Source organism: Paracoccus sp. BR5-17, from assembly GCF_055693925.1.
The window spans coordinates 952,911-977,498 of sequence record NZ_JBVFUV010000003.1; the positions used below are offsets into that span (position 1 = coordinate 952,911).

A 24,588-nucleotide genomic window follows, 5' to 3' on the forward strand; every position below is an offset into this window, starting at 1 on the left:
CGTGGGGCGAAAATCACCATTGCCCAAACGGCGGGATCGCCCGACACTGGCGCCGATCTTGTCGCCATCCGCGGCCCTGGCGCCGCCTGGCCTTGCCGGAGCCTGCCCCATGTCCCTCGACCATCCCGTGAACGACCTGTCCCATGTGGTCGCCGCCGACCGCGCCCATGTCTGGCACCACCTCAGCCAGCACAAGCCCTACGAGACCGCCGATCCGCGCGTCTTCGTGGAAGGCAAGGGGATGCGGCTGTGGGACACCAACGGCCGGGAATACCTGGACGGGGTGTCGGGCGGCGTCTGGACCGTCAACGTGGGCTACGGCCGCGAAAGCATCGCCAACGCCATCCGCGACCAGCTGGTGAAGCTGAACTATTACGCGGGGGCGGCAGGCAACGTGCCGGCGGCGCTGTTTGCGGAACGGCTGATCCAGAAGATGCCGGGGATGAGCCGGGTCTATTACTCGAACTCGGGGTCCGAGGCCAACGAGAAGGTCTACAAGATGGTCCGCCAGATCGCCGCGCGCCGGCATGGCGGCCGCAAGTGGAAGATCCTCTATCGCGACCGCGACTATCACGGCACCACCATCGGCACGCTGGCGACCAGCGGCCAGGACCAGCGGGCGGCGCAATACGGACCCTATCCCGACGGCTTCGTGCGCGTGCCCCATTGCCTGGAATACCGGGCGCAGTGGGATGTCCAGAATTATGGCGAACGCGCCGCCGACGCCATCGAGGAGGTCATCCTGCGCGAAGGCCCCGACACGGTGGGCGCGATCGTTCTGGAACCCGTCACCGCCGGGGGCGGCGTCATCACGCCCCCCAAGGGATACTGGCCGCGCGTGCAGGAGATCTGCCGCAAGTACGGGATCCTGCTGCACATCGACGAGGTGGTCTGCGGCCTGGGCCGCACCGGCACCTGGTTCGGCTACCAGAACTACGGGATCGAGCCCGATTTCGTGACCATGGCCAAGGGGGTCGCCTCGGGATACGCAGCGATTTCCTGCACCGTCACGACGGAAGCCGTGTTCGAGATGTTCAAGGACGACGCCTCCGATCCGCTGGGCTATTTCCGCGACATCTCGACCTTCGGGGGCTGCACGGCGGGACCGGTGGCCGCGCTGGAAAACATGCGCATCATCGAGGACGAGGGGCTTCTGGACAACACCCTGGCCATGGGCGCGCGGCTGATGGCGAACCTGCGCGCGCTGCAGGATCGTCACGCGGTCATCGGCGACGTGCGCGGCAAGGGCCTGTTCTGCGGGGCCGAACTGGTGGCCGATCGCGCCACCCGCGAACCGCTGGACGAAAAGCGCGTGCAGGCCGTTGTGGCCGACTGCCTGAGCCAGGGTGTCATCATCGGCGCGACCAACCGCTCGCTGCCCGGGCTCAACAACACGCTCTGCCTGTCACCGGCGCTGATCGCCACGGAAGGCGACATCGACCGCCTCACCGACGCCATCGACGCCGCGCTGACGCGGGTGATGGCCTAGGCGGCCTGCGGGGGGAACGGCCGGCTGAGGCCCCTTGCCCCGGCCAGCCCGAACCGCCAGGGCAGGTCCCGCGCGCGGCTGATGCCGATGCGCGGTCCCGTCAGCAGGTCATCGCGGCTTGCGCCAAGCGCGATCGTCAGGTCGGGCCCGTCGAAAGGCGCGCCGTCGTCATCGGGGCGGATGCCAAGCGCCTGGGTCAGCCGCCCGGGGCCGTTGCACAGCAGCGGGCTGTTGCGGCGCGCTGCCATCGCCTCGATCCCCGTGGTGGGCTGCAGGGCGCGGATCAGCACCGCTTCGCCGGGGCGGGCCACGACGTTCAGGCACAGGTGGATGCCGTAGGAGCGATAGACATAGGCATGTCCCGCCGGCCCGAACATCGAGGCGTTGCGCGCTGTCGGGCCGCGAAAGCTGTGGGACGCGGGATCCTCGCGCCCGTAAGCCTCGGTCTCGATGACGATGCCGCCCGCGCCGCGCACCAGAAGGACGGCCCCGATCAGCCGGCGCGCCAGATCGACGGCATCCAGACCGGCGATCCGGTCGCGGAAGCCCGCGCCGGTCATGTCAGTGTTCCGGCCGGGTCACGAGATAGGCCCCGACCGCCGTGCAGATCATCGCCTGCGTGGTGACGACCCACAGCGGCATCCCGGCGATCAGGCTGAAGCCCACGCCGCAGGCCATCGCCAGGGTGGCCCAGATCTTGGCCAGGCGGCTGACCGCCCCGCGTTCGCGCCAGGCGCGCACCGGCGGCCCATAGGTGGGATGGTTCAGGATCCGCCGCTCCAGGCTTGGGCTGCTGCGTGCAAAGGCCGCCGCCGCCAGCAGCAGGAAGGGCACGGTGGGCACCACCGGCAGGACGACGCCGACAAGGCCGATCGCCAGCGACACAATGCCAAGGGCATACCACAGGGAACGCATCTCAGGCCGCCAGTTCGCGCAGGATGGCGTTCAAAAGGGGGCGGCCCCGGCGCGTCGTGCGCAACCGGCCGCCCTGGCGCCCGACCATGCCCAGGTCGGTCAGGCGCCGGATGGCGCCATCGTCCAGCGGCGCGCCGGCCAGCCGCGCATAGCGGGCTTCGTCCAGTCCCTCGGCCAGTCGCAGCGCCATCAGAAGATACTCGGTTGCCTGTTCATCCCCGCGCACCAACGCGCGCAGGGATTCGCCCGTTCCCGCGGTCTCGACCGCGTGAAGCCAGGCGCCGGGGGCAACGTGTGCCTCGGTCGCGAAGCGCCCGCCGGATCCCGCCGGGGATGGCGGCAGCGTGATGCGGCCATGCGCGCCCGGACCCACCGCCGCCCAGTCTCCCTGCCGCCAGTAGACCAGGTTGTGGCGGCTTTCCGCCCCCGGCCGGGCGTGGTTCGACGTCTCGTAGCCCGCCATGCCCGCCGCCTCGCAGAGATCCTGGGTGTCCAGATACATGTCCGCGGCCAGATCGTCGTCGGGCAGGTCGCGCAGCTTGCCCGCCGCCGCCCGCGCGCCGAAGGCGGTTCCGGGTTCGATGGTCAGCTGATACAGCGACAGGTGATCCACGGCCATCGACAGGGCCTCGGTCAGTTCCGCGCGCCAGGCCGCGCGCGTCTGGCCCTGCCGGGCATAGATCAGGTCGAAGCTGACGCGGTCGAAGCAGGACCGGGCCACGTCGAAGGCGGCCCGCGCCTCGGCCACGGAATGCAGGCGGCCCAGGGCGCGCAGGTCGGCGTCGTTCAGCGCCTGGATGCCCATGGACAGCCGGTTCACGCCCGCCTGGGCAAAGCCCAGGAAGCGGCCGCGTTCGACGCTGGTGGGGTTGGCCTCCAGCGTGATCTCGATGTCGTTGGCGAAACCCCAGGCGGCGCGGGCGGCGCGCAGGACCGTGTCCACCGTCTCGGGTTCCATCAGCGAAGGGGTGCCGCCGCCCAGGAAGATGCTGCCCAGGTGGCGACCCGGCAGTTCGGCGCCAAGCCGGGCGATCTCGGACGACAGCGCGGCGGCCCAGCGGGCCTGATCCACGACCGAGGCCACATGGCTGTTGAAATCGCAATAGGGGCACTTGGCCGCGCAGAAGGGCCAGTGGACGTAAAGGCCGAAACCCCCGGCCCGCCAGTCTTCCGCGAAGCTGTCCGGCCCCGGCATCATCATGCGCGCATCGCCGTGACTTCGACCTCGACCTTCATCTCGGGCCGGATCAGGCCGGCGATGACCATGGTCGCGGCCGGGCGGATGTCGCCCAGGGCCTCGACCAGGGCAGGGGCAATGGCGTCGATCAGGGCCGCCTCGGTCAGGGTGTATTGCACCCGCACGATGTCGCCCGGGGCAAAGCCCGCCTCGACCAGGGTCGCGAAGATGGTGTGAAAGCAGTTGCGCGCCTGCTGGCAGGGATCGTCGGGCATGGTCATGGTGGCATAGTCGTATCCGGTGGTGCCCGACACGAAGCACCAGTCGCCCTTCACCACCGCGCGGCTATAGGCCAGGGCCGCCTCGAAGGGCGATCCGGTCGAGATCCTATGCAAAGCTGCCCCTTATCATCTGCTCTACCGCCCGCGCGCGATGGCTGAGGCTGTTCTTAATCGCCGGCGACATTTCCCCCAGGGTCACGTCATGCCCGTCCGGCATGAAGATGGGGTCGTAGCCGTGGCCTTCAACCCCGCGCGGCGGCCAGACGACCTGGCCGGGCAGCACGCCCTCGAACACCTCGTCATGGCCGTCGGGCCACATCAGCACCAGCGTGCAGCGGAACTGGGCGGTCCGTGGGGCAGGGGCATTGCGCGATTCCAGTTCGTCCCAGGTGCGCTGCATGGCCATGCGGAAGTCGCGCCCCTGGCCGGTTTCGGCCCAGTCGGCGGTGTGGACGCCCGGCGCGCCGCCCAAGGCATCGACGCAGATGCCGCTGTCGTCGGACAGGGCGGGCAGGCCGGTGGCCTGCACGGCGGCGCGCGCCTTGATGCGGGCATTGCCGACGAAGCTGGTCTCGGTTTCCTCGGGCTCGGGCAGGCCGGCCTCGGCCGCGCCGACCACCGTAACGCCGTAGGGCGCCAGCAGGGCGCGCATCTCCTCCAGCTTGCCGGCGTTGTGGGTGGCGACCAGCAGTCGGGTGCCGTCGAAGCGCCTCATGCCAGGGCGGCCTTCTGGGCGGCGACCAGTTCGGCCATGCCTGCCTCGGCCAGATCCAGCAACTGCCCCATCTGATCGCGCGAGAAGGTCGCGCCCTCGGCCGACATCTGCACCTCGATCAGCCGGCCCGCGCCGGTCAGCACGAAATTGCCGTCCGTGCCCGCCTCGCTGTCCTCGGCATAGTCCAGATCCAGCACCGCCTGGCCGGCATAGATGCCGCAGCTGACGGCCGCCACATGGTCCATGATCGGGTCGCTGGTGATCGCGCCCGCCTTCAACAGCCTGTTCACCGCCAGCCGCAGCGCTACCCAGCCGCCGGTGATCGACGCGCAGCGGGTGCCGCCGTCGGCCTGGATCACGTCGCAGTCGATGGTGATCTGGCGTTCGCCCAGGGCGACCCGGTCCACGCCTGCGCGCAGGCTGCGGCCGATCAGGCGCTGGATTTCCTGGGTGCGGCCCGACTGCTTGCCGGTGGCGGCCTCGCGCCGGTTGCGGGTGTTGGTGGCGCGCGGCAGCATCCCGTATTCCGCCGTCACCCAGCCCAGCCCGGTGCTCTTCAGAAACCGCGGCGGCGTTTCCTCCAGCGTCGCGCTGCACAGCACATGGGTGTTGCCGACCCGGATCAGGCACGACCCCTCGGCATGGGCCATCACGCCGGTTTCGATTGAAATCGGACGCATTTGGCTTAAATTCCGGCCAGACGGGCGCATCGTTCGTTCCTTTCGCGAAGATGCCGCCCCATACCGCCCCACCGGCCCTTCACGCAACCCCGCGAGGGACATGGACCAGAAGACGCCTCTGCAGGACATGAACGACCGATCGCGCGAGATCTTCCGCCGCGTGGTCGAGATCTATCTGCAGACCGGCGAGCCGGTGGGATCGCGCACCCTGACGCGCGAGCTGTCCGAGAAGCTGAGCGCGGCGACCATCCGCAACGTCATGCAGGATCTGGAATACATGGGGCTTCTGGACAGCCCGCATGTCTCGGCCGGGCGGATGCCCTCGCAGCAGGGGCTGCGGCTGTTCGTGGACGGCATGTTGGAGGTGGACACCGTCAACGCCACCGACCGCGCCGCCATCGACCAGACGCTGGGCAACGACGATCCCGACACCGGCGTGCTGCTGGACCGGGTCAGCACGGCGCTGTCCTCGATCACCCGGGGCGCGTCGCTGGTGCTGATGCCCAAGCACGAGGCGCCGATCCGCCATATCGAGTTCATCAGCCTGGGCCCCGACCGGGCGCTGGTGGTGCTGGTCTTTGCCGACGGGCACGTGGAAAACCGCCTGTTCACCCCGCCGGCGGGGCAGACGCCCTCCTCGATGCGCGAGGCGGGGAATTTCCTGAACGCCATGGCCGAGGGCAAGACGCTGTCGGAACTGCGCGGCCAGATCGGCGGCGAGATCGCCGCGCGGCGGCAGGAACTGGACGTGCTGGCCGCCGAACTGGTCCAGTCGGGGCTGGCGCTGTGGGACGGCGGGTCCAGCGATCCGCGGCTGATCGTGCGGGGCCGGTCCAACCTTCTGGACCAGGAGGCGGCGGATCTGGACCGCATCCGGGTTCTGTTCGACGACCTGGAACGCAAGCGCGACATCGTCGAGTTCCTGGAACTGGCCGAGAAGGGCGAGGGCGTGCGGATCTTCATCGGGTCGGAAAACAAGCTTTTTTCGCTTTCGGGTTCCGCTCTGGTCGTTTCACCCTATATGAATGCCGACCGAAAGATTGTAGGCGCGGTGGGCGTCATCGGACCGACCCGGCTGAACTATGGCCGCATCGTGCCGATCGTCGACTATACCGCGCAACTGGTCGGGCGGGTGCTGTCCGGCCGGAAAGGATGAAGGACGATGAACGAGCAGAACGAACAGCCCATTGACGACATCCTGGCGGATCCCCTGGCCGATCCCTCGGAGGAGATCGCCGCCCTGAAGGCCGAGCGCGACGAACTGCGCGACAAGTGGATGCGCGCCCTGGCCGATGCCGAGAACGCGCGCAAGCGCGCCGACAAGGACCGCCGCGACGCCGAACAATACGGCGGCTCGCGCCTGGCCCGCGACCTGCTGCCGGTCCACGATGCGCTGACCCGGGCGCTGGACGCCGCCACCGACGAACAGCGCGCCGCCGCCTCGGCCCTGATCGAGGGGGTGGAACTGACGCTGCGCGAACTCTCGAACGTCTTTGCCAAGCACGGCATCGCCGTCATCACGCCCAAGCCGGGCGACAGGTTCGACCCGGCCGAACACGAGGCCATGTTCGAGGCCGCCGTTCCCGGCACCACCGCCGGAGAGATCATCCAGGTCATGGACAACGGCTTCCGCCTGCATGACCGGCTGCTTCGCCCGGCCAAGGTCGGCGTCTCGTCCACCCCGGCTAGCTGACCCGGGCCGCTGGCCGGCGGCCTGCGGGAACGCCGCGGTCGCGCCCCGGCCGCCGGGGCGCTACAACCTTCCTCCGACTTGCCGAACCTTCCCGATGGCGCGACGGTTGCAGGACGTTCGGTTCATCGGGAGGAAGAACCATGGCCAGCACTGAAGGGGTGAAGATCCACCCTGCCGTCGATCGGGGCATTGCCCCGGCCACCGCCAGTTTTTCGGGCGGGGTTCTGACCTGCCATTGCGCGACCGATCCGGTTCGGGTCCGGGTCGGGGCGCAGACGGCCCACAACCACGTCTGCGGCTGCACCAAGTGCTGGAAGCCCGACGGGGCGATCTTCAGCATGGTGGCGGTGGTGTCGCGCGACGCGGTCGAGGTTCTGGAGAACGGCGACAAGCTTGAGGTCGTCAACAGGGACGCGCCGATCCAGCGTTACGCCTGCCGGGACTGCGGCGTGCACATGTATGGCCGGATCGAGAACAAGGACCACCCGTTCTACGGCCTGGACTTCGTGCATACCGAACTGTCGGACGAGGAAGGCTGGGCGGCGCCGGAATTTGCGGCCTTCGTCAGCAGCGTCATCGAATCGGGCGTCGATCCGGCGCGGATGGACGGCATCCGGGCGCGGCTGCGCGAACTGGGTCTGGAACCCTACGACGCGCTGTCCCCGCCGCTGATGGACGCCATCGCCACCCATGTCGCCAGGCGCTCGGGCAAGCTGGCGGCTTGACGGCCCCGGCAGAGCCCACGCACAACCACGGGGCCGCGACGCGGCCCCTGTGGCTTTGAGAAGAATGCCCGAACCGAGAGGAGACAAGCGATGAGAACCCGTGCCGCCGTAGCCCTGGAGGCTGGCCGTCCGCTGGAAGTGATGGAGGTCAACCTGGAAGGCCCGAAACAGGGCGAGGTGATGATCGAGATCAAGGCCACCGGCATCTGCCACACCGACGAATTCACCCGCTCGGGCGACGACCCCGAAGGGATCTTCCCGGCGATCCTGGGCCACGAGGGTGCGGGCATCGTGGTCGAGGTCGGGCCGGGCGTGACCTCGGTCAAGCCGGGCGATCACGTCATCCCGCTCTATACGCCGGAATGCCGCCAGTGCCCGTCCTGCCTGTCGGGCAAGACCAACCTCTGCACGGCGATCCGGGGAACCCAGGGCCAGGGCCTGATGCCTGACGGGACCAGCCGGTTCTCGATGCTGGATGGCACGCCGATCCGGCACTACATGGGCTGCTCGACCTTTTCCAACTACACGGTGCTGCCGGAAATCGCCGTGGCCAAGGTCCGCGAGGACGCGCCCTTCGACAAGATCTGCTACATCGGCTGCGGCGTCACCACGGGCATCGGCGCCGTCATCAACACCGCCAAGGTGGAGATCGGCGCCAAGGCGGTGGTCTTCGGCCTGGGCGGCATCGGTCTGAACGTGATCCAGGGCCTGCGGCTGGCGGGCGCGGACATGATCATCGGCGTCGATCTGAACAACGACCGCAAGCCGATGGCCGAACGCTTCGGCATGACGCATTTCGTCAATCCGAAGGAGATCGACGGCAACATCGTCCAGCACATCGTCGAGATGACCAAGACGCCCTTCGACCAGATCGGCGGGGCGGATTACAGCTTCGACGCCACAGGCAACGTCAAGGTGATGCGCGATGCGCTGGAATGCACCCATCGCGGCTGGGGCCAGTCGATCATCATCGGCGTGGCGCCCGCCGGCGCGGAAATCAGCACCCGCCCGTTCCAGCTTGTCACCGGCCGCGTCTGGAAGGGCACCGCCTTCGGCGGCGCCCGGGGCCGCACCGACGTGCCCAGGATCGTCGACTGGTACATGGACGGCAAGATCGAGATCGACCCGATGATCACCCACACCCTGCCGCTGGACGACATCAACAGGGGCTTCGACCTGATGCACAAGGGCGAGTCGATCCGCTCGGTCGTCCTTTACTGATCCTTCATCCCTGCATAGGTAAAGAAACGGCGGGGCCATGGTCCCGCCGTCGCCATGAGGAAAAGAAGGAGCAGGCCGATGCGTCACCAGTGGCTGGACGATGACGACGACGACGAACCCGAGGAGGACGACCGGCGCCACGAGGGCGAAAAGGACGGCGGCCTGGGGCTTCCCGAAGGCGACAAGATCGGCAAGCTGTATTTCAAGTCGCGCACGGTGATCGTCGCCGGCACGATCAACGACAAGCTGGCGCAGCGCACCGTGGCCCATCTGCTGGCCCTGGCCGAGGACAGCGACAAGCCCATCAACATGCTGATCTCCTCGCCTGGGGGGCATGTGGAATCGGGCGACATGATCCACGACGTGATCAAGTTCATCCGCCCCACCGTGCGCACCATCGGCTCGGGCTGGGTGGCGTCGGCGGGCGCGCTGATCTTCGTGGCCGCCAAGAAGGAAAACCGCTTCTGCCTGCCCAACACGCGCTTCCTGATCCACCAGCCCTCGGGCGGGATCGGCGGCACCTCGTCGGACATGATGATCCAGGCCGAACAGGTGCGTCTGATGCGCGACCGGCTGAACCAGATCTTCGCCGAGGCTACCGGCCAGACGGTCGAACGCATCGAACAGGACACGCAGCGCGATTTCTGGCTGAACACGCAGGAAGCCCTGGACTATGGCCTGCTGGGCAAGGTCATCCGCAGCGTGGACGAACTGGAAATGACGGCCGGCGGGGTGGCGATCCGCCCCGCCACCGACGCCGACCGGGGCGCCATCTGGGCGATCCTGAAGCCGGTCTATCGCGCGGGCGAAACCTATTGCATCCCGCGCGACATCACCCCCGAGGACGCGCTGGGGGACTGGTTCGCCGCGCCGTTCACCGTGTTCGTGGCCGAAGCCGGGGGCCGCATCCTGGGCACCAGCCATGTCGGGCGCAACCGGCCGGGCCCGGGCGCGCATGTCGCCAATGCCAGCTTCGCCACCCATCCCGAGGCGCGGGGCCGGGGGATCGCGGCCACCTTGGTGACCCATGCAAAGTCCTGGGCAAGGGACCAGGGGTTCCGGGCGATGCAGTTCAACTTCGTCGTCTCGATCAATGCCGATGCCGTTCATTCGTGGCAGAAGGCGGGATTTGCCATTGTCGGGCGCCTTCCCGGCGCGTTTCTTCACCCCCGGCATGGCTACGTCGATGCGCTGGTCATGTTCCACGATCTGACAGGAGCAGCCGATGAGCCTTGAAACCCTTTCCGAAAACCGCAGCTTCGGCGGCACGCAGGGCGTATATCGCCACCGCTCGCAGGCGACCGGCACCGACATGACCTTCGCGGTCTTCATGCCGGAACTGGTGGCCCACGAACGCGTGCCCGTCCTGTGGTATCTGTCCGGCCTGACCTGCACGCACGAAAACGCCATGACCAAGGCCGCGGCCCAGGCATCCTGCGCCGAGGCCGGCATCGCCATCGTCTTCCCCGACACCTCGCCGCGCGGCGATGATGTCGCCGACGACGAGGCCTATGACCTGGGCCAGGGCGCGGGCTTCTATGTGGACGCCACCCAGGATCCCTGGGCGCCGCATTACCGGATGTGGCACTATGTGGTCCATGAGCTGCCCGAACTGGTGGCCGGCAGCTTCGCCATCGACCCCGAGGCGATGGGCATCACCGGCCATTCGATGGGCGGGCACGGCGCGCTGACCATCGCCATGACCCACCCCGACCGCTTCCGGTCGGTATCGGCCTTCGCGCCCATCGCCAACCCCACCGAATCCGACTGGGGCCGCAAGCAGCTGACCGCCTATCTGGGCCAGGACCGCAGCACCTGGCGCGCCCACGACGCCACCATCCTGATGGCCGAGAGGGGCTATCCCGGCGAGGTTCTGATCGACCAGGGCAGCGCCGACCAGTTCCTGGACAAGCTGCGCCCCGAGGCGCTGGCCCAGGCGATGATGGCCCGCCGCCAGCCGGGGCAGTTCCGCATGCAGCCGGGCTATGACCACAGCTACTTCTTCGTGCAGTCCTTCATGGCCGACCACGTGATGTGGCACGCCGAACGGCTGCTGTGACCCTTGCCGAACCTTCCCGGCATTTTTGGCAAATGGCCTAAGACTTTAGGGGCATTTGCCGGAAGGGCTGATTGACGCAGGGCATGGCCGGCCCAAGACTGCCTCCAGGACGGCGACGGGAGGAGGGAACCTGTCGCACGCTTCCAACAGCGGAGGAACTTTCATGAAAAGATTGCTGAACAGCACGGTCGCCGTGCTGCTTCTGACGGGCACGGCCGGCTGGGCCAACGAAAGCGTGCTGGCCGAAACCGCCAAGCCCGAACAATGGGCGATCCAGACCGGCAACTATGCCAACCATCGCTATTCCGAACTGGACCAGATCAACCGCGACAACGTGGGCGATCTGCGGGTGGCCTGGACCTTCTCGACCGGCGTGCTGCGCGGGCATGAGGGCAGCCCCCTGGTGATCGGCGACATCATGTATGTCCACACGCCGTTCCCCAACAACATCTTCGCCCTGGACCTGGCCAATGACGGCCGGATCCTGTGGCGCTACGAGCCGCAGCAGGACCCCGAGGTGATCGCGGTGATGTGCTGCGACACGGTCTATCGCGGCGTGGCCTATGCCGACGGGATGATCATCAGCCACCAGGCCGACACCACGCTGGTGGCCCTGGATGCCAAGACCGGCGAGGTGAAGTGGTCCGTCAAGACCGGCGATCCCGCCATCGGCGAGACCAACACCGCCACCGTCCTGCCGGTGAAGGACAAGGTCATCGTCGGCGTGTCGGGCGGCGAATACGGCGTGCGCGGCCGCGTCACCGCCTATAACCTGGCCGACGGCACCGAGGTCTGGAAGGCCTATTCCACCGGCCCCGACGAGGAGATGCTGGTCGATCCCGAAAACACCACCCATCTGGGCAAGCCGATCGGCGCCGACAGCAGCCTCAACAGCTGGGAAGGCGACCAGTGGAAGATCGGCGGCGGCACCACCTGGGGCTGGTATTCCTATGACCCGGACCTGAACCTGATCTATTACGGCACCGGCAACCCGTCCACCTGGAACCCCGCGCAGCGGCCGGGCGACAACAAGTGGTCGATGACCATCATGGCCCGCGATGCCGACACCGGCATGGCCAAGTGGTTCTATCAGATGACGCCCCACGACGAATGGGACTACGACGGCGTCAACGAGATGATCCTGACGGATCAGGAGATCGACGGCCAACAGCGCAAGCTGCTGACCCATTTCGACCGCAACGGCCTGGCCTACACCCTCGACCGCGAGACGGGCGAACTGCTGGTGGCCGAGAAATACGACCCTGCGGTGAACTGGACCACCGGCGTGGACATGGATCCGAATTCGGAAACCTATGGCCGCCCGCAGGTCGTGGCGGAATATTCTACCTCGCAGGGCGGCGAGGACAACAACGTCACCGGCATCTGCCCCGCGGCCCTCGGTTCCAAGGACCAGCAGCCGGCGGCCTATTCGCCCAAGACGCAGACCTTCTACGTGCCGACGAACCACGTCTGCATGGATTACGAACCCTTCCGCGTCGCCTACACGGCCGGGCAGCCCTATGTCGGCGCCACCCTGTCCATGTATCCCGCCCCCGAAAGCCACGGCGGCATGGGCAACTTCATCGCCTGGGACAACGTCAACGGCGAGATCAAGTGGTCCCTGCCCGAGCAGTTCTCGGTCTGGTCGGGCGCCCTGGCGACGGCTGGCGACGTGGTCTTCTACGGCACGCTGGAAGGCTTCCTGAAGGCGGTCGATGCGGACACCGGCGAGGAGCTTTACCGCTTCAAGACCCCGTCGGGGATCATCGGCAACGTGATGACCTATGAACACGGCGGCAAGCAGTATATCGGCATCCTGTCCGGGGTCGGCGGCTGGGCGGGCATCGGCCTTGCGGCGGGGCTGACCAACCCGAACGACGGCCTGGGCGCGGTGGGCGGCTATGCCGCGCTGTCGGATTACACCGAACTGGGCGGCCAGCTGACCGTGTTCGAACTGCCGGGCGAGGCCTCGGCCGCGGCCGAGCCCGCTGCGGAACCGGCGCCCGCCGAAGGCGGCACCAGCGGCTAATACTTTCGGCCTGACAAGGCGAGGTTGCGCTATCCAACGCTCCCCCCGAAGTTAATCTCGGGGGGAGTTTTACCTGGGGAGGACGGGTATATTGGCCTTTGGGAGGAATGACAGCATGAACGCCATCACCAGCCTTGCGTCGCTGGTTCTTGCCGCCACCGTGGCAACGACCGCCGCGGCGCAGGACGCGGAAAGCCAGACCCCGCCGCCCGCTGCGGCCGGGGCAGGCGCGGCTGCCGCGACCTCTGGCGCCACGGCGGCGGCGGAACCCGCGGCCGGGGACGCGGCGGAAGGGGGCGCCCCCGCCGAGGCCGCCGGAACCGCGACGGTCCTGCCCAACGGCATGGACATCACGCCCGTCGCGCAGGAAAACGGCCGCTGGTACAACGCCGAGGGCATCCCGACCTTCAAGGTCGAGAACGGCGTCGTCGATTTCGCGACCTTCAACGGCTTCCGCCGCTATCATGCGGAATGCCATGTCTGCCACGGCCCCGATGGCGAGGGCTCGACCTACGCCCCGGCCCTGAAGGATTCGGTGCTGCGCATGGATTATTACGACTTCCAGCAGGTCGTGGCCTCGGGGCGCCAGGGCACCAATTCCGTCATGCCGGCCTTCGGGACCAACAAGAACGTCTGGTGCTACATCGACGACATCTACGTGTATCTGCTGGCCCACGGCACCGGGGCGATCCCGCGGGGCCGTCCCGCCGAACGCGCCGACAAGTCCGAGGAATACACGGCGCAGGAAGATTCCTGCATGTCGATGTAAGATGCGCGGGTTTCGCTGGCTGATCGTCCTGCTGTCGCTGGGGGGCCTGCCTGCCGCGGCCCAGGTCGCGGATCTGCGCTCGACCACGCAGTTCCGGGTCTGCGCCGATCCGGCCAACGCCCCGATGTCGTCGCGCGACGGATCGGGGTTCGAGAACAGGCTGGCCGAGGCCTTCGGGGAATGGCTGGGCCTGCCCGTGACCTATACCTGGTTCCCCTCGGGCACGGGCTTCATCGCCAAGACGCTGCGGGCGGGGGAATGCGACGTGGTGATGGGTTACGCCCAGGGCGATGAACTGGTCCAGAACACCAACCACTACTATACCTCGGTCTTCGGCATCGTCACCCGCAAGGACAGCGATCTGGCCCGCGTCGATCGGCTGACCGATCCGGCGCTGAAGGGTCATCCGATCGGGGTGATCGCCGGATCTCCGCCCGCCACGATCATGGCGCAGGCGGGACTGGCCAAGGACATGCGGGGCGCCGACCTGTTCGTGGACCGCCGCGTGAAGGATCCGGTGGGCGACCTGATCGCGGGCGTCAAGGACGGCACGCTGGACGCGGCCGTGTTGTGGGGACCGCTGGCGGGGCCGCGGGTCAAGGACGACCCGGACCTGCAGTTCACGCCGCTGCTGAAGGAAACCGGCGGCCCCAGGATGTTCTATCGCATCACGATGGGGGTGCGGCTGCCGGAACAGGAATGGAAGCGGGAACTCAACAGCCTGATCCGCCGCAACCAGCCCGAAATCCACGCCATCCTGCGCGAGGCCGGCGTACCCTTGGTCGATGACTACGGCAAGGAACTGATCCAATGATCCGCGTGATCCTGCTGGCCCTGCTGCTGGCGGGATCTCGCCGCCGCCCAGGTTCCCGAACCCGACAGCTATCGCGGCGAACCCTACCGCGCCCCCGTTCCCGCCACCCTGCAGGGCGCGACGGTCGTCGATGCGGCCGGAGCGATCCGCCTTCATGCCGAAGGGGTGCCGTTCCTGGACGTCCTGCCCCGCAAGAAGCGGCCCGAGGGCCTGCCCGATGGCACGATCTGGCGCGAACCCCTGCACGAGACCATTCCGGGCGCGGTGTGGCTGCCGGACACCGGCTGGGAAAATCTGGCCCCCGAGGAGCAGGCCCGCCTTGAACGAGGGCTGGAACAGGCCACCGCCGGCGACCGCGCGGCGCCGGTGGTGATCTTCTGCCGCATCGATTGCTGGATGAGCTGGAACGCCGCCCGGCGCGCGGTCGCCCTGGGCTATACCGCGGTCCACTGGTTTCCCGGTGGGATCGAGGGCTGGCAGCAGGCGGGCGGCGCGCCGCTGGTCAGGGCGACGCCTGCCGACCGGTGAACTGCCCGAAGGCGCGCGGGCCGGACGGCATCGGCATCTCGGCCATGATGGTCAGGCTTCGGGCATCGACAACCACCAGAGTGTCGGAATCCCAGTTTGCGACGGCCACCGCATCGCCGTCGGGCAGGGCGCTGATGCCTTCGGGATAGTCGCCGACCGGGATCTCGTCCAGCACGGCAAGGCTTTCGGGGTCGAAGACCGTCAGCGTGCCGTCGTACTGGTTGGTCACGAAGCCGCGCCCTGCGGCGAAGGCCACGGCATAGGGGTGGCTTCCGGTCGCAACGCTGCCGGCCAGCCTGCCCGCCACCGGGTCGATCACCGATACCGTGTCGCCCTGCACATCGGCCGTCCAGAACCGCCCGTCGTGCCAGGTGATGCCGAAGGGATGCGGCCCCGCCGTGCCGACCCGGTGAAGCAGGGTCCCTGTCCCGGCGTCGAAGATGCTGACCCCATCGGCGTCGCGGTCCGCCGTCGCGACCAGCCTGCCGTCCCCGCTGACGGCGACCCCGGCCGGGGCGGCGCCGGTCGGAACCTCCCAGACCGTGCGCAGGTCGCCGTCCAGGCGCATCAGCCGCGCCCCGAACCAGTCGGTCACGAACAGCCCGCCCTGTGCTGCCACGGCCAGGCCGAAGGCGCCTTCGGCCAGATCGCGGCTGGCGGCGATCCGGCCCGTCTCGTCCAGAACATGAAGCCGGCCGGTCTGCGCGGCCACCACATAGGCCCGCCCCGAAGCCGGATCATAGGCCACGGGCGCGGGCTTGCCCGCCATCGGCGTCTGCGCCAGCACCTGCCCCGAACCCAGATCCACCAGCGTCACCATCCCGGCGTTCTGGCTGGTCACGAAGGCCAGATCCCCTGCAAGCGCAGGGGATGCCGACAGCATCACGGCAAGCGCGACGCGCCTCACTCGGCGGTGCCGAAACGCTCGGCCAGGGCGTCCAGACCCGCCTGGTAGATGCCGTTCACGGCGGCCATGGCGGCATCGTCGTTCAGCTCGGCAGGGGGATCGTTGTTGGGATAGCCCCGATAGAAGCCGCCCTTCCAGATCACCTCGGCGCGGCCGCCGCTGTCCTTGACCTGAAGGGTCGAGGAATAGTTCGTCACCGGCAGGACCTCGATCGCGACATCGGTGATCATGTACTTGTATTGCCGCTTGTCGGGGTCGATCGACATCAGCGTTTCGGTGATGGTGGGATCGCCGCTTTCCGCCTTCAGGTGCAGGACGCGGGTCGATTCCTCGGGGATGTCGGCGGGGGCGCCTTCGGGGGTCATCTCGGTGCGCGCGACGGCGGGATGCCAGCCCATGTCGTCGAACCGGCCGATGACCTGCCAGACCTCGTCGGGGGTGGCGTCAAGGACCACCGACTTCTCGGCCTTCAGTCGCGAGGGGCCATGCGCCTCGGCCCCGGCGCTCAGGGCCAGCATCGCGGCGACGGCCAGGCCCAGGATCTTGTGCATCATCTGTTGCGCTTTCCTTCCACTGCCCTGCGACCATGCGACGACCGCTCTCGGCCCGTCCATAAGACCTAAGACTGATCCGAAACTTCCCGGCCGCGCCGGGAACAAAAACCGTCTTGCCGCAACGCCGCCCAAGCCCGAACATCGGGTCAGGGAGACGGAAAATGTTCAAGGGAATCATCGGACTTTTGGCGGGTGCCGCGGTGCTGGCGGGGTCGGTTCAGGCCCAGCAGCCGCAGCCGCAGATGCAGGTGATCCGCACCGCCGTCCTGCGCGTGGACGCGGAACGGCTGCCGCCCATCTCGCGGCTGGATCTGCCGGTCGAGGACCAGGGATTCGCCGGCGCCCGGCTGGCGATCGACGACAACGACACCACCGGCCGCTTCATGGGCCAGGACTTCGAGGCGATCGAGGTCGTCGCGACCCCGGAAACCGCCGCCGCCGAACTGGACCGGATCCTGGCACAGGGCATCCAGTTCGTCGTTCTTCTGGCCGACGACCCGACGACCCTGGCCCTGGCCGACCAGGCCGGCGACCGGGCGATGCTGCTGAACGCCCGGGCGCGGGGCGACAACCTGCGCGGGGCGGACTGCCGTTTCAACACCATCCATGTCGCGCCCAGCCATGCCATGCTGGCCGATGCCCTGGCGCAGTTCCTGATGTGGAAGAACTGGCCCGACTGGCTTCTGGTCCACGGCAGCCACCCCGAGGATCTGGCCCTAGGGTCAGGACCCATTAATCGGCTTGCGGTCGCCTTGGCTGCGTGATTCACGCTCCCGAACTGATGGGGGCAATGATGAGCAATCTTTTCTGGCTGACCGACGAGCAGATGGAGCGTTTGAAGCCGTTCTTTCCGAGGAGTCATGGCAAGCCGCGGGTTGATGATCGTCGGGTCTTGAGCGGCATAATCTTCATCAATCGTAATGGGTTGAGATGGTGCGATGCGCCGCGTGAATATGGACCTCCGAAGACGCTCTACAACCGATGGAAGCGGTGGGGCGACATGGGAGTCTTCGCCAGGATGATGGAAGGACTGGCCTCCGAGGGTGCCGAGCAGAAGACCATCATGATCGATGCGACCTACCTGAAAGCGCACCGCACGGCTTCGAGCCTGCGGGCGAAAAAGGGGGCCCGACGACCAGCGCGGACGTTTGATTGGCAGAACGAAGGGCGGGCTCAATACCAAGCTACATGCCGTTACCGACGCCAAGGGACGGCCCCTGAAGTTCTTCATGACCGCGGGCCAAGTGAGTGACTACACCGGAGCCGCCGCCCTGCTGGGCAGCTTGCCCGCTGCCGAGTGGATGATCGCGGATCGCGGTTACGACGCCGACTGGTTCCGGGAAGCGTTGAAAGACAAGGGGATACGCCCTTGCATCCCGGGGCGGAAGTCGCGCGGCAAGGCGGTCCGCTACGACAAGCGGCGCTATCGCCGCCGCAACCGCATCGAGATCATGTTCGGTCGCCTGAAAGACTGGCGCAGGGTCGCAACCCGCTATGACAGATGCGCCAAGACCTTCCTGTCCGCTGTCGCACTCGCGGCAACCGTCATGTTCTGGCTTTGAAGATCAATGAGTCTGGACCCTAGCCGCGGCCTGGCGCCGTTCGGCCGCCAAGTTCGGCGCCCAGATCGTCGAGGAGCGCGTGTTCGAGGACACCGGCGGCGCCCGCAGCACTGATTCGGGCCATGTCCAGGTTCAGGCGCAGATGCCGGTCTTCACGCAGCGCGCGCCCGATTACGACGTGCTGATCGCCGCCGACGATAGCGATGTCTTCGCCCCCTACCTGCCCTATCTGACATGGGATCCGCGCCCGGTCGCCGGATCCGCCGGGCTGGTCCCGCGCAGCTGGCATCCGGCGATGGAGGCCTGGGGCGCCACGCAGTTCCAGAACCGCTTCGAGCGGCTGGCGAACCGCCCGATGCGCGAGGACGACTATCAGGCCTGGCTGGCGCTGCGCATCGTCGGCGAGGCCGCCACCCGCACCCGGTCCGCCGACCCCGCCGCGCTGCGCGAGTTCATCCTGTCGCCGGGCTTCGACGTGGCGGGCTTCAAGGGCCAGAAGCTGACCGTGCGCGACTGGGATCATCAGGTGCGCCAGCCGATCCTGCTGACCACCGGGCTTCTGACCACCTCGGTCAGCCCGCAGGGCCAGTATCTGCACCAGACCAGTGCGCTGGACACCCTGGGGATCGACCGTCCCGAAACCGAATGTTCATTCTGAGAGGTTCCATGCGCCCCATGAAGCGACTTCTGGTCCTGGCCCCGGCGATGGCCCTGCTGGCCGGACCCGCGCTTGCCAACCGCGTCTTCGTCACCAACGAGAAGGGCAACGACGTCACCGTGCTGGACAGCGAGACGCTGGAGGTGATCGGCAGCTATCCGGTCGGCAACCGCCCCCGCGGCATCACCATTTCCCCCGACGGCACCGAACTTTACGTCTGCGCGTCCGACGACAACCTGGTGCGGGTCTTCGATCCCGCCACGATGGAGGAGATGCACACCCTGCCGTCGGGCCCCGACCCGGAACTGTTCGTGCTGCACCCCTCGGGCAATCCGCTCTACATCGCCAACGAGGACGACAACCTGGTGACCGTGGTCGACGTCAAGACCCATCAGGTTCTGGCCGAGATCCCAGTGGGGGTGGAACCCGAAGGCATGGGCGTCAGCCCCGACGGGCAGATCGTCATCAACACCTCCGAAACCACGAACATGGCGCATTTCATCGACACCGACAGCTTCGAGATCGTCGCCAACGTCCTGGTCGATTCCCGCCCCCGCTTCGCCGAGTTCAACCACGACGGCACCAAGCTGTATGTCAGCGCCGAGATCGGCGGCACGGTCAGCGTGATCGACCCCGCCACGCAGGAGATCATCAGGAAGATCACCTTCGAGGTGCCGGGCGTCCTGCCCGAGGCGATCCAGCCCGTCGGCGTGCGGGTGACGAACGACGGCAAGAAGGTGTTCGTGGCGCTCGGGCCGTCGAACCGGGTGGCCGTGATCGACGGCGAGACCGACGAGGTCAAGGACTACCTGCTGGTCGGCCAGCGGGTCTGGCAGATGGCCTTCACCCCGGACGAACGATACCTGTTCACCACCAACGGCAACTCGAACGACGTGTCGGTGATCGATGTCGCCGCCGAGGAGGTCATCAAGTCCGTCCCGGTGGGCCAGCAGCCCTGGGGCGTGGTGGTGGCGCCGGACTGACGCCAAGCACACCGAAGAATCAAGAAAGGACAATCCATGTTCCGTTTGCCGACCGTTCTGATGATCCTGGCCGCCCTGGCCCTTCCCGCCGCAGCCCAGGACGCCGCGGCCCCGGCCGAAGGCGCCGCCGCGACCGGCGCCGCGCCCGACGATGCCGCGGCCGCCGCCGAGGACGAGGACGACGAGGAGGAGGATACGGAGGGCGAAGCCGCCGTCTATGACGCGCAGGGCAAGTTCGACTACGGCTTTTCCGGTATCATGGCGCGCGACAACCGCACCGATCTGGCGCCGCTGACGCTGGCATCGGGGCAGCCGGTCGCGGGGGGCGAATACAGCCTCAAGTCGGGCGGCTTCTACCGCATCGCCATCAACGCCGACGGCAGCCAGGAACTGGCGCTGTCGGGCGGCGACTTCTTCCGCGCCATCTGGATCAACGAAATCGTCATCAACGACATCGAGATCCGCCCGATGGGCGTCCACAGCATCGAATTCGACAACGCCGGAACGGCCGTCATCAGCTTCGTGGCGATCACGCCGGGCCGCTATGCGCTGTCGATCCCCGGATCCGCGGGCGAAAGCCAGCAGGCCGTCTTCACCATCCAGTAGGGGGCAAGGCGCGGCTTGACAGCGCGCCGCCCGGCTGTCGAGGTGCAGAAAAAGGGGCAAAGGCCGGATCCGTCCGGCCGCAGCAATGCAGGATCCTCATGGACGCGCTTCGCATCACCGCCCTGTCGCACAATTTCGGCAGCGTCCAGGCCCTGTCGGATGTCTCGCTCAGCGTGCCGCGCGGCAGCTTCACCGCGCTACTGGGCGTCAACGGCGCGGGCAAGACGACGCTGTTCTCGCTGGTGACGCGGCTCTACAGCAACGTCTCGGGGGTGATCGAGGTGGCGGGCCATGACCTGCGGCGCCAGCCCGCGCAGGCGATGGCGCGGCTTGGCGTGGTGTTCCAGAGCCGCGCGCTGGACACGGATCTGACCGTGGCGCAGAACCTGGACTATCATGCGGCGCTGCACGGGATCGGCCGCCGCGCCGCGCGGGACCGCACCCGGCAGGTGCTGGCCCAGGTCGGGCTGGAAAGCCGGGCGGGGGACCGCGTGTCGGCGCTGTCGGGGGGCCAGCAGCGCCGCGCCGAGATTGCCCGCGCCCTGATCCACCGCCCCGATCTTCTGCTTCTGGACGAAGCGACGGTCGGCCTGGACGTGAAGGCGCGGGCCGAGGTCCTGGCCCTGACCCGGCGCCTGATCGCGGCCGAGGGGGTTTCGGCGCTGTGGGCCACGCACATCCTGGACGAGATCCAGCCCGACGACGACCTGGTGATCCTGCACCGGGGCCGCGTGCTGCAGGCGGGCAAGGCTGCGGCGATCGCCGGAACCGAAGGGCTGACCCGCACCTTCCTGAGCCTGACCGGTGCCGCCGCATGACCGAACGGACCTTTCCGGCCCGCGCCTGGGCCACCGCCTTCGCCGGCATCGCCCGCCGCGAGACGCTGCGCTTCGTCCAGCAGCGCGGGCGCTTTCTGGCGGCGCTGGTGCGACCGCTGGTCTGGCTGTTCATCTTCGCCGCGGGCTTTCGCGCCGTGCTGGGCCTGTCGATCACGCCGCCCTACCAGACCTATGTCCTCTACGAGGTCTACGTGACCCCCGGCCTGGTGGCGATGATCCAGCTGTTCAACGGGATGCAGTCGTCGCTGTCGATGGTCTATGACCGGGAAACCGGCGCCATGCGCACGCTGCTGGTCAGCCCCTTTCCCCGCTGGTTCCTGCTGGGATCCAAGCTGATGGCCGGCGTGATCGTGTCGATCATCCAGGCCTATGCCTTCCTGGCGATCGCGTGGTTCTGGGACATCCGCCCGCCCGCCTGGGGCTATGTCGCGGTGCTGCCCGCGCTGGTCCTGTCGGGGCTGATGCTGGGCGCCTTGGGGCTGTTCCTGTCATCGGCGATCCGGCAGCTTGAAAACTTCGCCGGGGTCATGAACTTCGTGATCTTCCCGATGTTCTTCGCCTCGTCGGCGCTCTATCCGCTGTGGCGGATGCGCGAAAGCTCGCCCCTGCTGCACGACATCTGCGCGGCGAACCCCTTTACCTACGCGGTCGAACTGATCCGCTTCGCGCTTTACCTGGAAATGAACTGGCAGGCCCTGGGCATCGTCGCGGGCTGCCTGGCGGCCTTCTTCGGGGCGGCCGTCTTCATGTATGATCCCGCCAAGGGCCTGTGGGCCAGAAGGAAGGAGAGGGGATGAAACACCTTGTCGTCGCACTGGCGGCCCTTGCCGCGGCGCCCGCTTTCGCGGCCACCGGGACCGACCCCGACTGGCCCTGCATCCAGCGCAAGCAGCCGCATCTGTCGCTGGGACAGGTCTGGACGGGGCCGGTGCCGGACGACAGCATCGCCGAACTGGCCCGCGACCCGCAGATCGAGGCCCTGGCCGCCCGGCTGGAGCAGCGCCGCCTGCCCATCGAGGAGGCCGAGGCCGCCATCGCCGAGTTTGCCGCCGGGGCCGACAACGCCCGGCTGACCGCGCTGATGGTCGCGATCTTCAACAAGATCGAGCCCGACCGGTCCGCCCTGATCGACGGGATCGCCCGCTACGGCCGCAGCCAGGTGACCCTTGCCGAACGGATCGAGGAACGGCGGGCGCAGATGGCCGCCCTGGAAGCCGCCGCCGATCCCGACTTCGACGCCATCGACGCGGCCGAGGAGGCGCTGGACTGGGATGAGCGCGTCTTTACCGAACGCCAGCAGTCGCTGACCTATGTCTGCGAGACGCCGGTGATCCTAGAACAGCGCGCCTTCGCGCTGGGCCGGGCGATCGCCGGGCATCTGGATGCCGACTAGCGCGGCTTCGGCGCCTGCCAAGGACGCAGTTCTGCCTCCATCCAGGTGCCGTGGGCGGCGTTCGGAAAGACGATCCAATCCTCGCCGAAGCGGTCGGCATGGTGGTTGGCCAGCCGGTGCTGTTCCTCGAGCGGGACGCCCGCGAAGCAGCCGTGGAAATCGTGCAGCGTGTCGCCCAGTTGCAGGATGATGCGGTGGTCGCGTTCCACGGTGGCGCGGCGTTCGGCCTTGGGCGGGCCGAACAGCAGCACCTGCGAGGCCTGGACCTGCGGCAGGCCAAGCCGCGACAGCGTGGCGATGGTGGCCAGCTTGTTTTCCTCGAACCGGTCCGAGACATAGAAGATCGTCACCCCCAGCCTGTCGGCCAGGTGGAAGAAGTCGGCCGCGCCGGGCAGAAGATGCGGCGTGCCCTCGCGTTCCCACAGCTTCCAGGTCTCGAAGGCGTCCAGATGTTCGTCCAGGGTCATGGCGTGGGCCATGACCGCGGTGTTGTCCAGGATCGTCTCGTCGATGTCGCTGACCACGGCCAGGCCCTTGCCCGTGCCGTTGGCCTCGACCGCCGCCTTCAGCCGCAGCGTCGCCAGGGCATAGCATTGCCGCTGCAGCGCCTTCACCTCGGCAGACATCTGCTGGTAGCGGATCGCGATGGCGCGTTCCGAGGGGTGGTGGCGGGGCGGGCTGGTCATGGGCGAATCCTGTCAGGGGCGGGCCGGACCCTAGAACCCCCGATGCGCCCCGTCAAACCGCCGCGGCCGCGGCGGGCAGGCGCGAGGGCGCCTCGCGCACCGGAAGGTGGATCAGCGCGCTGAGCGCGCCCACCCCCACGCCCACCCACCAGACCACCGTGTAGTCGCCGTGAAGGTCATAGAGCCTGCCGCCCAGCCAGACGCCCAGGAAGGATCCGATCTGGTGGGACAGGAACACGAAGCCGTAAAGCGTGCCCATGTAGCGCAGCCCGTAGATATAGGCGATCAGCCCCGAGGTCAGCGGCACCGTGGCCAGCCACAGCGCCCCCATCACCAGCGAAAAGACCACCACGCTGGCCGGCGTGATCGGCAGCAGGATGAAGGCGGCCGCGGCGATGGTGCGCAGGGTATAGATGCCGGCCAGCAGGTACTTCCGGGTATAGCGCTTGCCCAGCCAGCCCGACAGGATCGAGCCCGCGATGTTGGCCAGCCCGATCAGGCTAATGGCCGCCGCCCCCAGGGCCGAGGTGGTGGTGATCCCCAGGCTGGCCAGGGTGCCCACCGGGCTGATCGGGCCGCACATCTCGGTGACCATCGCGGGAAAATGGGCGGTGATGAAGCCAAGCTGGTAGCCGCAGGAAAAGAAGCCCGCGAAGATCATCAGATAGGACGGATCGCGGAAGGCCCGGCCCAGGACGCTGCCCAGGCTTTCTTCCAGCTGGCTGCGGCTGGCGGGCCTGCCCTCGCCCAGCATCGGCAGGAAGGCCATGCAGGCCAGCACGATCACGCCGAAGATGATGAACACCGTCTGCCAGCTGTAGGCGGCCAGCAGCAGTTCGGCCAGGGGGGCGCCGAAGACCTGCCCCGCCGATCCGGCGGCGGTCGCGATCCCCAGGGCAAGGCTGCGGTTGTCGTCGCTGGCGGCGCGGCCGACGACGGCCAGGATCACGCCAAAGCCCGTGCCGGCGATCCCGAAGCCGACCATCACCTCCAGCAGTTGCACGGCCGCCGGGGTGGTGGCGAAGGCGGTCAGGATCAGCCCGGCGGAATAGAGGATCGCGCCCAGGATGATCGCCCAGCGGTCGCCCCAGCGTTCGGCCAGGGCGCCGAAGACCGGCTGCCCGATCCCCCAGGCCAGGTTCTGGATGGCGATCGCCAGGGAAAACTCGGCCCGCGGCCAGCCGAACTCGGCGGCGACGGGGATCTGGAACACGCCAAAGCTGGCCCGCAGGGCGAAGTTGATCAGCAGGATCAGCGATCCGCCGATCAGGATCGGCGTGAAAAGGCGGCTAGAGGGCATGACGG

Annotated in this window: 25 protein-coding genes and 4 pseudogenes; 19 read left to right on the forward strand and 10 right to left on the reverse strand. The window is 67.9% G+C overall.

The window, feature by feature from the left end:
• Positions 1 to 109 precede the first annotated feature (109 nt).
• Positions 110 to 1,489: a hypotaurine--pyruvate aminotransferase Tpa gene (tpa, locus tag ACZ1HC_RS06080; RefSeq protein WP_472699186.1), complete on the forward strand. Its 1,380-nt coding sequence runs from the start codon at positions 110 to 112 to the stop codon at positions 1,487 to 1,489.
• Here the strand turns inward: tpa and ACZ1HC_RS06085 are convergent.
• From ACZ1HC_RS06085 to rph, 6 genes are read right to left on the reverse strand one after another with little or no spacing between them, the layout of a single operon-like run.
• Positions 1,486 to 2,049: a DNA-3-methyladenine glycosylase gene (locus tag ACZ1HC_RS06085; RefSeq protein WP_472699187.1), complete on the reverse strand. Its 564-nt coding sequence runs from the start codon at positions 2,047 to 2,049 to the stop codon at positions 1,486 to 1,488. The genes tpa and ACZ1HC_RS06085 overlap by 4 nt on opposite strands.
• Before the next feature lies 1 nt (position 2,050).
• Entirely contained in the window at positions 2,051 to 2,404 is a 354-nt protein-coding gene (locus ACZ1HC_RS06090; protein ID WP_472699188.1) for a YbaN family protein, read from the reverse strand.
• Between the two features lies 1 nt (position 2,405).
• The gene (gene hemW / locus ACZ1HC_RS06095; protein WP_472700794.1) at positions 2,406 to 3,599 is read right to left on the reverse strand and encodes a radical SAM family heme chaperone HemW; all 1,194 of its coding nucleotides are present in this window, start codon (positions 3,597 to 3,599) and stop codon (positions 2,406 to 2,408) included.
• A 2-nt stretch (positions 3,600 to 3,601) separates the two neighbouring features.
• Entirely contained in the window at positions 3,602 to 3,976 is a 375-nt protein-coding gene (locus ACZ1HC_RS06100) for a RidA family protein (protein ID WP_472699189.1), read from the reverse strand.
• Complete coding sequence (rdgB, locus tag ACZ1HC_RS06105) at positions 3,969 to 4,577, reverse strand: RdgB/HAM1 family non-canonical purine NTP pyrophosphatase (protein ID WP_472699190.1); 609 nt, start codon at positions 4,575 to 4,577, stop codon at positions 3,969 to 3,971. The genes ACZ1HC_RS06100 and rdgB overlap by 8 nt, the downstream gene beginning before the upstream one ends.
• Positions 4,574 to 5,287, reverse strand: a complete 714-nt coding sequence (gene rph / locus ACZ1HC_RS06110) for a ribonuclease PH (protein ID WP_472699191.1) — start codon at positions 5,285 to 5,287, stop codon at positions 4,574 to 4,576. Before rph ends, rdgB begins: the two co-directional genes overlap by 4 nt.
• Before the next feature lie 70 nt (positions 5,288 to 5,357).
• Here rph and hrcA point away from each other — a divergent pair, with 70 nt between their 5' ends.
• The 10 genes and pseudogenes from hrcA to ACZ1HC_RS06160 all read left to right on the forward strand — a co-directional run.
• Complete coding sequence (gene hrcA / locus ACZ1HC_RS06115) at positions 5,358 to 6,413, forward strand: heat-inducible transcriptional repressor HrcA (protein ID WP_472699192.1); 1,056 nt, start codon at positions 5,358 to 5,360, stop codon at positions 6,411 to 6,413.
• Between the two features lie 6 nt (positions 6,414 to 6,419).
• Complete coding sequence (locus ACZ1HC_RS06120; RefSeq protein ID WP_472699193.1) at positions 6,420 to 6,950, forward strand: nucleotide exchange factor GrpE; 531 nt, start codon at positions 6,420 to 6,422, stop codon at positions 6,948 to 6,950.
• 140 nt (positions 6,951 to 7,090) lie between these two features.
• Positions 7,091 to 7,675: an S-(hydroxymethyl)glutathione synthase gene (gene gfa / locus ACZ1HC_RS06125; protein WP_472699194.1), complete on the forward strand. Its 585-nt coding sequence runs from the start codon at positions 7,091 to 7,093 to the stop codon at positions 7,673 to 7,675.
• Positions 7,676 to 7,765: 90 nt separating this feature from the next.
• On the forward strand, positions 7,766 to 8,896 hold the full coding sequence (locus ACZ1HC_RS06130; RefSeq protein ID WP_472699195.1) for an S-(hydroxymethyl)glutathione dehydrogenase/class III alcohol dehydrogenase: 1,131 nt from the start codon (positions 7,766 to 7,768) through the stop codon (positions 8,894 to 8,896).
• 78 nt (positions 8,897 to 8,974) lie between these two features.
• Positions 8,975 to 10,132: an ATP-dependent Clp protease proteolytic subunit gene (locus ACZ1HC_RS06135; protein ID WP_472699196.1), complete on the forward strand. Its 1,158-nt coding sequence runs from the start codon at positions 8,975 to 8,977 to the stop codon at positions 10,130 to 10,132.
• Positions 10,122 to 10,955, forward strand: a complete 834-nt coding sequence (gene fghA, locus ACZ1HC_RS06140; RefSeq protein ID WP_472699197.1) for an S-formylglutathione hydrolase — start codon at positions 10,122 to 10,124, stop codon at positions 10,953 to 10,955. The genes ACZ1HC_RS06135 and fghA overlap by 11 nt, the downstream gene beginning before the upstream one ends.
• Positions 10,956 to 11,118: 163 nt before the next feature.
• Positions 11,119 to 12,915, forward strand: a pseudogene (locus ACZ1HC_RS06145) (methanol/ethanol family PQQ-dependent dehydrogenase); the annotation flags it as partial.
• 184 nt (positions 12,916 to 13,099) lie between these two features.
• Positions 13,100 to 13,753: a c-type cytochrome, methanol metabolism-related gene (locus ACZ1HC_RS06150; RefSeq protein WP_472699198.1), complete on the forward strand. Its 654-nt coding sequence runs from the start codon at positions 13,100 to 13,102 to the stop codon at positions 13,751 to 13,753.
• 1 nt (position 13,754) lies between these two features.
• Positions 13,755 to 14,567: a substrate-binding domain-containing protein gene (locus ACZ1HC_RS06155; protein WP_472699199.1), complete on the forward strand. Its 813-nt coding sequence runs from the start codon at positions 13,755 to 13,757 to the stop codon at positions 14,565 to 14,567.
• 99 nt (positions 14,568 to 14,666) lie between these two features.
• A pseudogene (locus tag ACZ1HC_RS06160) lies at positions 14,667 to 15,095 on the forward strand (rhodanese-like domain-containing protein); the annotation flags it as partial.
• Here ACZ1HC_RS06160 and ACZ1HC_RS06165 read toward each other — a convergent pair.
• On the reverse strand, positions 15,070 to 16,002 hold the full coding sequence (locus ACZ1HC_RS06165) for a Vgb family protein (RefSeq protein WP_472699200.1): 933 nt from the start codon (positions 16,000 to 16,002) through the stop codon (positions 15,070 to 15,072). The pseudogene ACZ1HC_RS06160 and the gene ACZ1HC_RS06165 overlap by 26 nt on opposite strands.
• The gene (locus ACZ1HC_RS06170) at positions 15,999 to 16,553 is read right to left on the reverse strand and encodes an SRPBCC family protein (protein ID WP_472700795.1); all 555 of its coding nucleotides are present in this window, start codon (positions 16,551 to 16,553) and stop codon (positions 15,999 to 16,001) included. Before ACZ1HC_RS06170 ends, ACZ1HC_RS06165 begins: the two co-directional genes overlap by 4 nt.
• 245 nt (positions 16,554 to 16,798) lie before the next feature.
• On the opposite strand from ACZ1HC_RS06170, the pseudogene ACZ1HC_RS06175 reads away from it, so the two are divergent.
• From ACZ1HC_RS06175 to ACZ1HC_RS06210, 8 genes and pseudogenes are all read left to right on the forward strand, one after another.
• Positions 16,799 to 17,281: pseudogene (locus ACZ1HC_RS06175) on the forward strand (ABC transporter substrate-binding protein); the annotation flags it as partial.
• 68 nt (positions 17,282 to 17,349) lie between these two features.
• Positions 17,350 to 18,118 (forward strand): IS5 family transposase gene (locus tag ACZ1HC_RS06180; RefSeq protein WP_472698742.1). Its coding sequence is split into 2 segments (ribosomal slippage): positions 17,350 to 17,687 and positions 17,686 to 18,118, totalling 771 coding nucleotides; the frame shifts between segments, so codons are not numbered across the junction.
• Between the two features lie 19 nt (positions 18,119 to 18,137).
• Positions 18,138 to 18,776: pseudogene (locus ACZ1HC_RS06185) on the forward strand (type 1 periplasmic-binding domain-containing protein); the annotation flags it as partial.
• A 17-nt stretch (positions 18,777 to 18,793) separates the two neighbouring features.
• A complete protein-coding gene (locus ACZ1HC_RS06190; protein ID WP_472699201.1) occupies positions 18,794 to 19,759 on the forward strand; it encodes a YVTN family beta-propeller repeat protein in 966 nt (321 codons plus the stop codon).
• A gap of 36 nt (positions 19,760 to 19,795) precedes the next feature.
• Positions 19,796 to 20,365: a cupredoxin domain-containing protein gene (locus tag ACZ1HC_RS06195; protein WP_472699202.1), complete on the forward strand. Its 570-nt coding sequence runs from the start codon at positions 19,796 to 19,798 to the stop codon at positions 20,363 to 20,365.
• A gap of 98 nt (positions 20,366 to 20,463) precedes the next feature.
• Positions 20,464 to 21,183: an ABC transporter ATP-binding protein gene (locus tag ACZ1HC_RS06200; RefSeq protein ID WP_472699203.1), complete on the forward strand. Its 720-nt coding sequence runs from the start codon at positions 20,464 to 20,466 to the stop codon at positions 21,181 to 21,183.
• Positions 21,180 to 22,001 (forward strand): ABC transporter permease, encoded by an 822-nt coding sequence (locus ACZ1HC_RS06205; protein ID WP_472699204.1) that lies wholly within the window; start codon positions 21,180 to 21,182, stop codon positions 21,999 to 22,001. The genes ACZ1HC_RS06200 and ACZ1HC_RS06205 overlap by 4 nt, the downstream gene beginning before the upstream one ends.
• A complete protein-coding gene (locus tag ACZ1HC_RS06210) occupies positions 21,998 to 22,597 on the forward strand; it encodes a hypothetical protein (RefSeq protein WP_472699205.1) in 600 nt (199 codons plus the stop codon). Before ACZ1HC_RS06205 ends, ACZ1HC_RS06210 begins: the two co-directional genes overlap by 4 nt.
• On the opposite strand, the gene ACZ1HC_RS06215 is transcribed toward ACZ1HC_RS06210, so the two are convergent.
• Both ACZ1HC_RS06215 and ACZ1HC_RS06220 read right to left on the reverse strand, forming a co-directional pair.
• On the reverse strand, positions 22,594 to 23,283 hold the full coding sequence (locus tag ACZ1HC_RS06215; protein WP_472699206.1) for a 5'-nucleotidase, lipoprotein e(P4) family: 690 nt from the start codon (positions 23,281 to 23,283) through the stop codon (positions 22,594 to 22,596). The two genes, ACZ1HC_RS06210 and ACZ1HC_RS06215, sit on opposite strands and share 4 nt — an antisense overlap.
• A gap of 52 nt (positions 23,284 to 23,335) precedes the next feature.
• Positions 23,336 to 24,583, reverse strand: coding sequence for an MFS transporter (locus ACZ1HC_RS06220; RefSeq protein WP_472699207.1), 1,248 nt, complete (start codon positions 24,581 to 24,583; stop codon positions 23,336 to 23,338).
• Between the last annotated feature and the right edge of the window lie 5 nt (positions 24,584 to 24,588).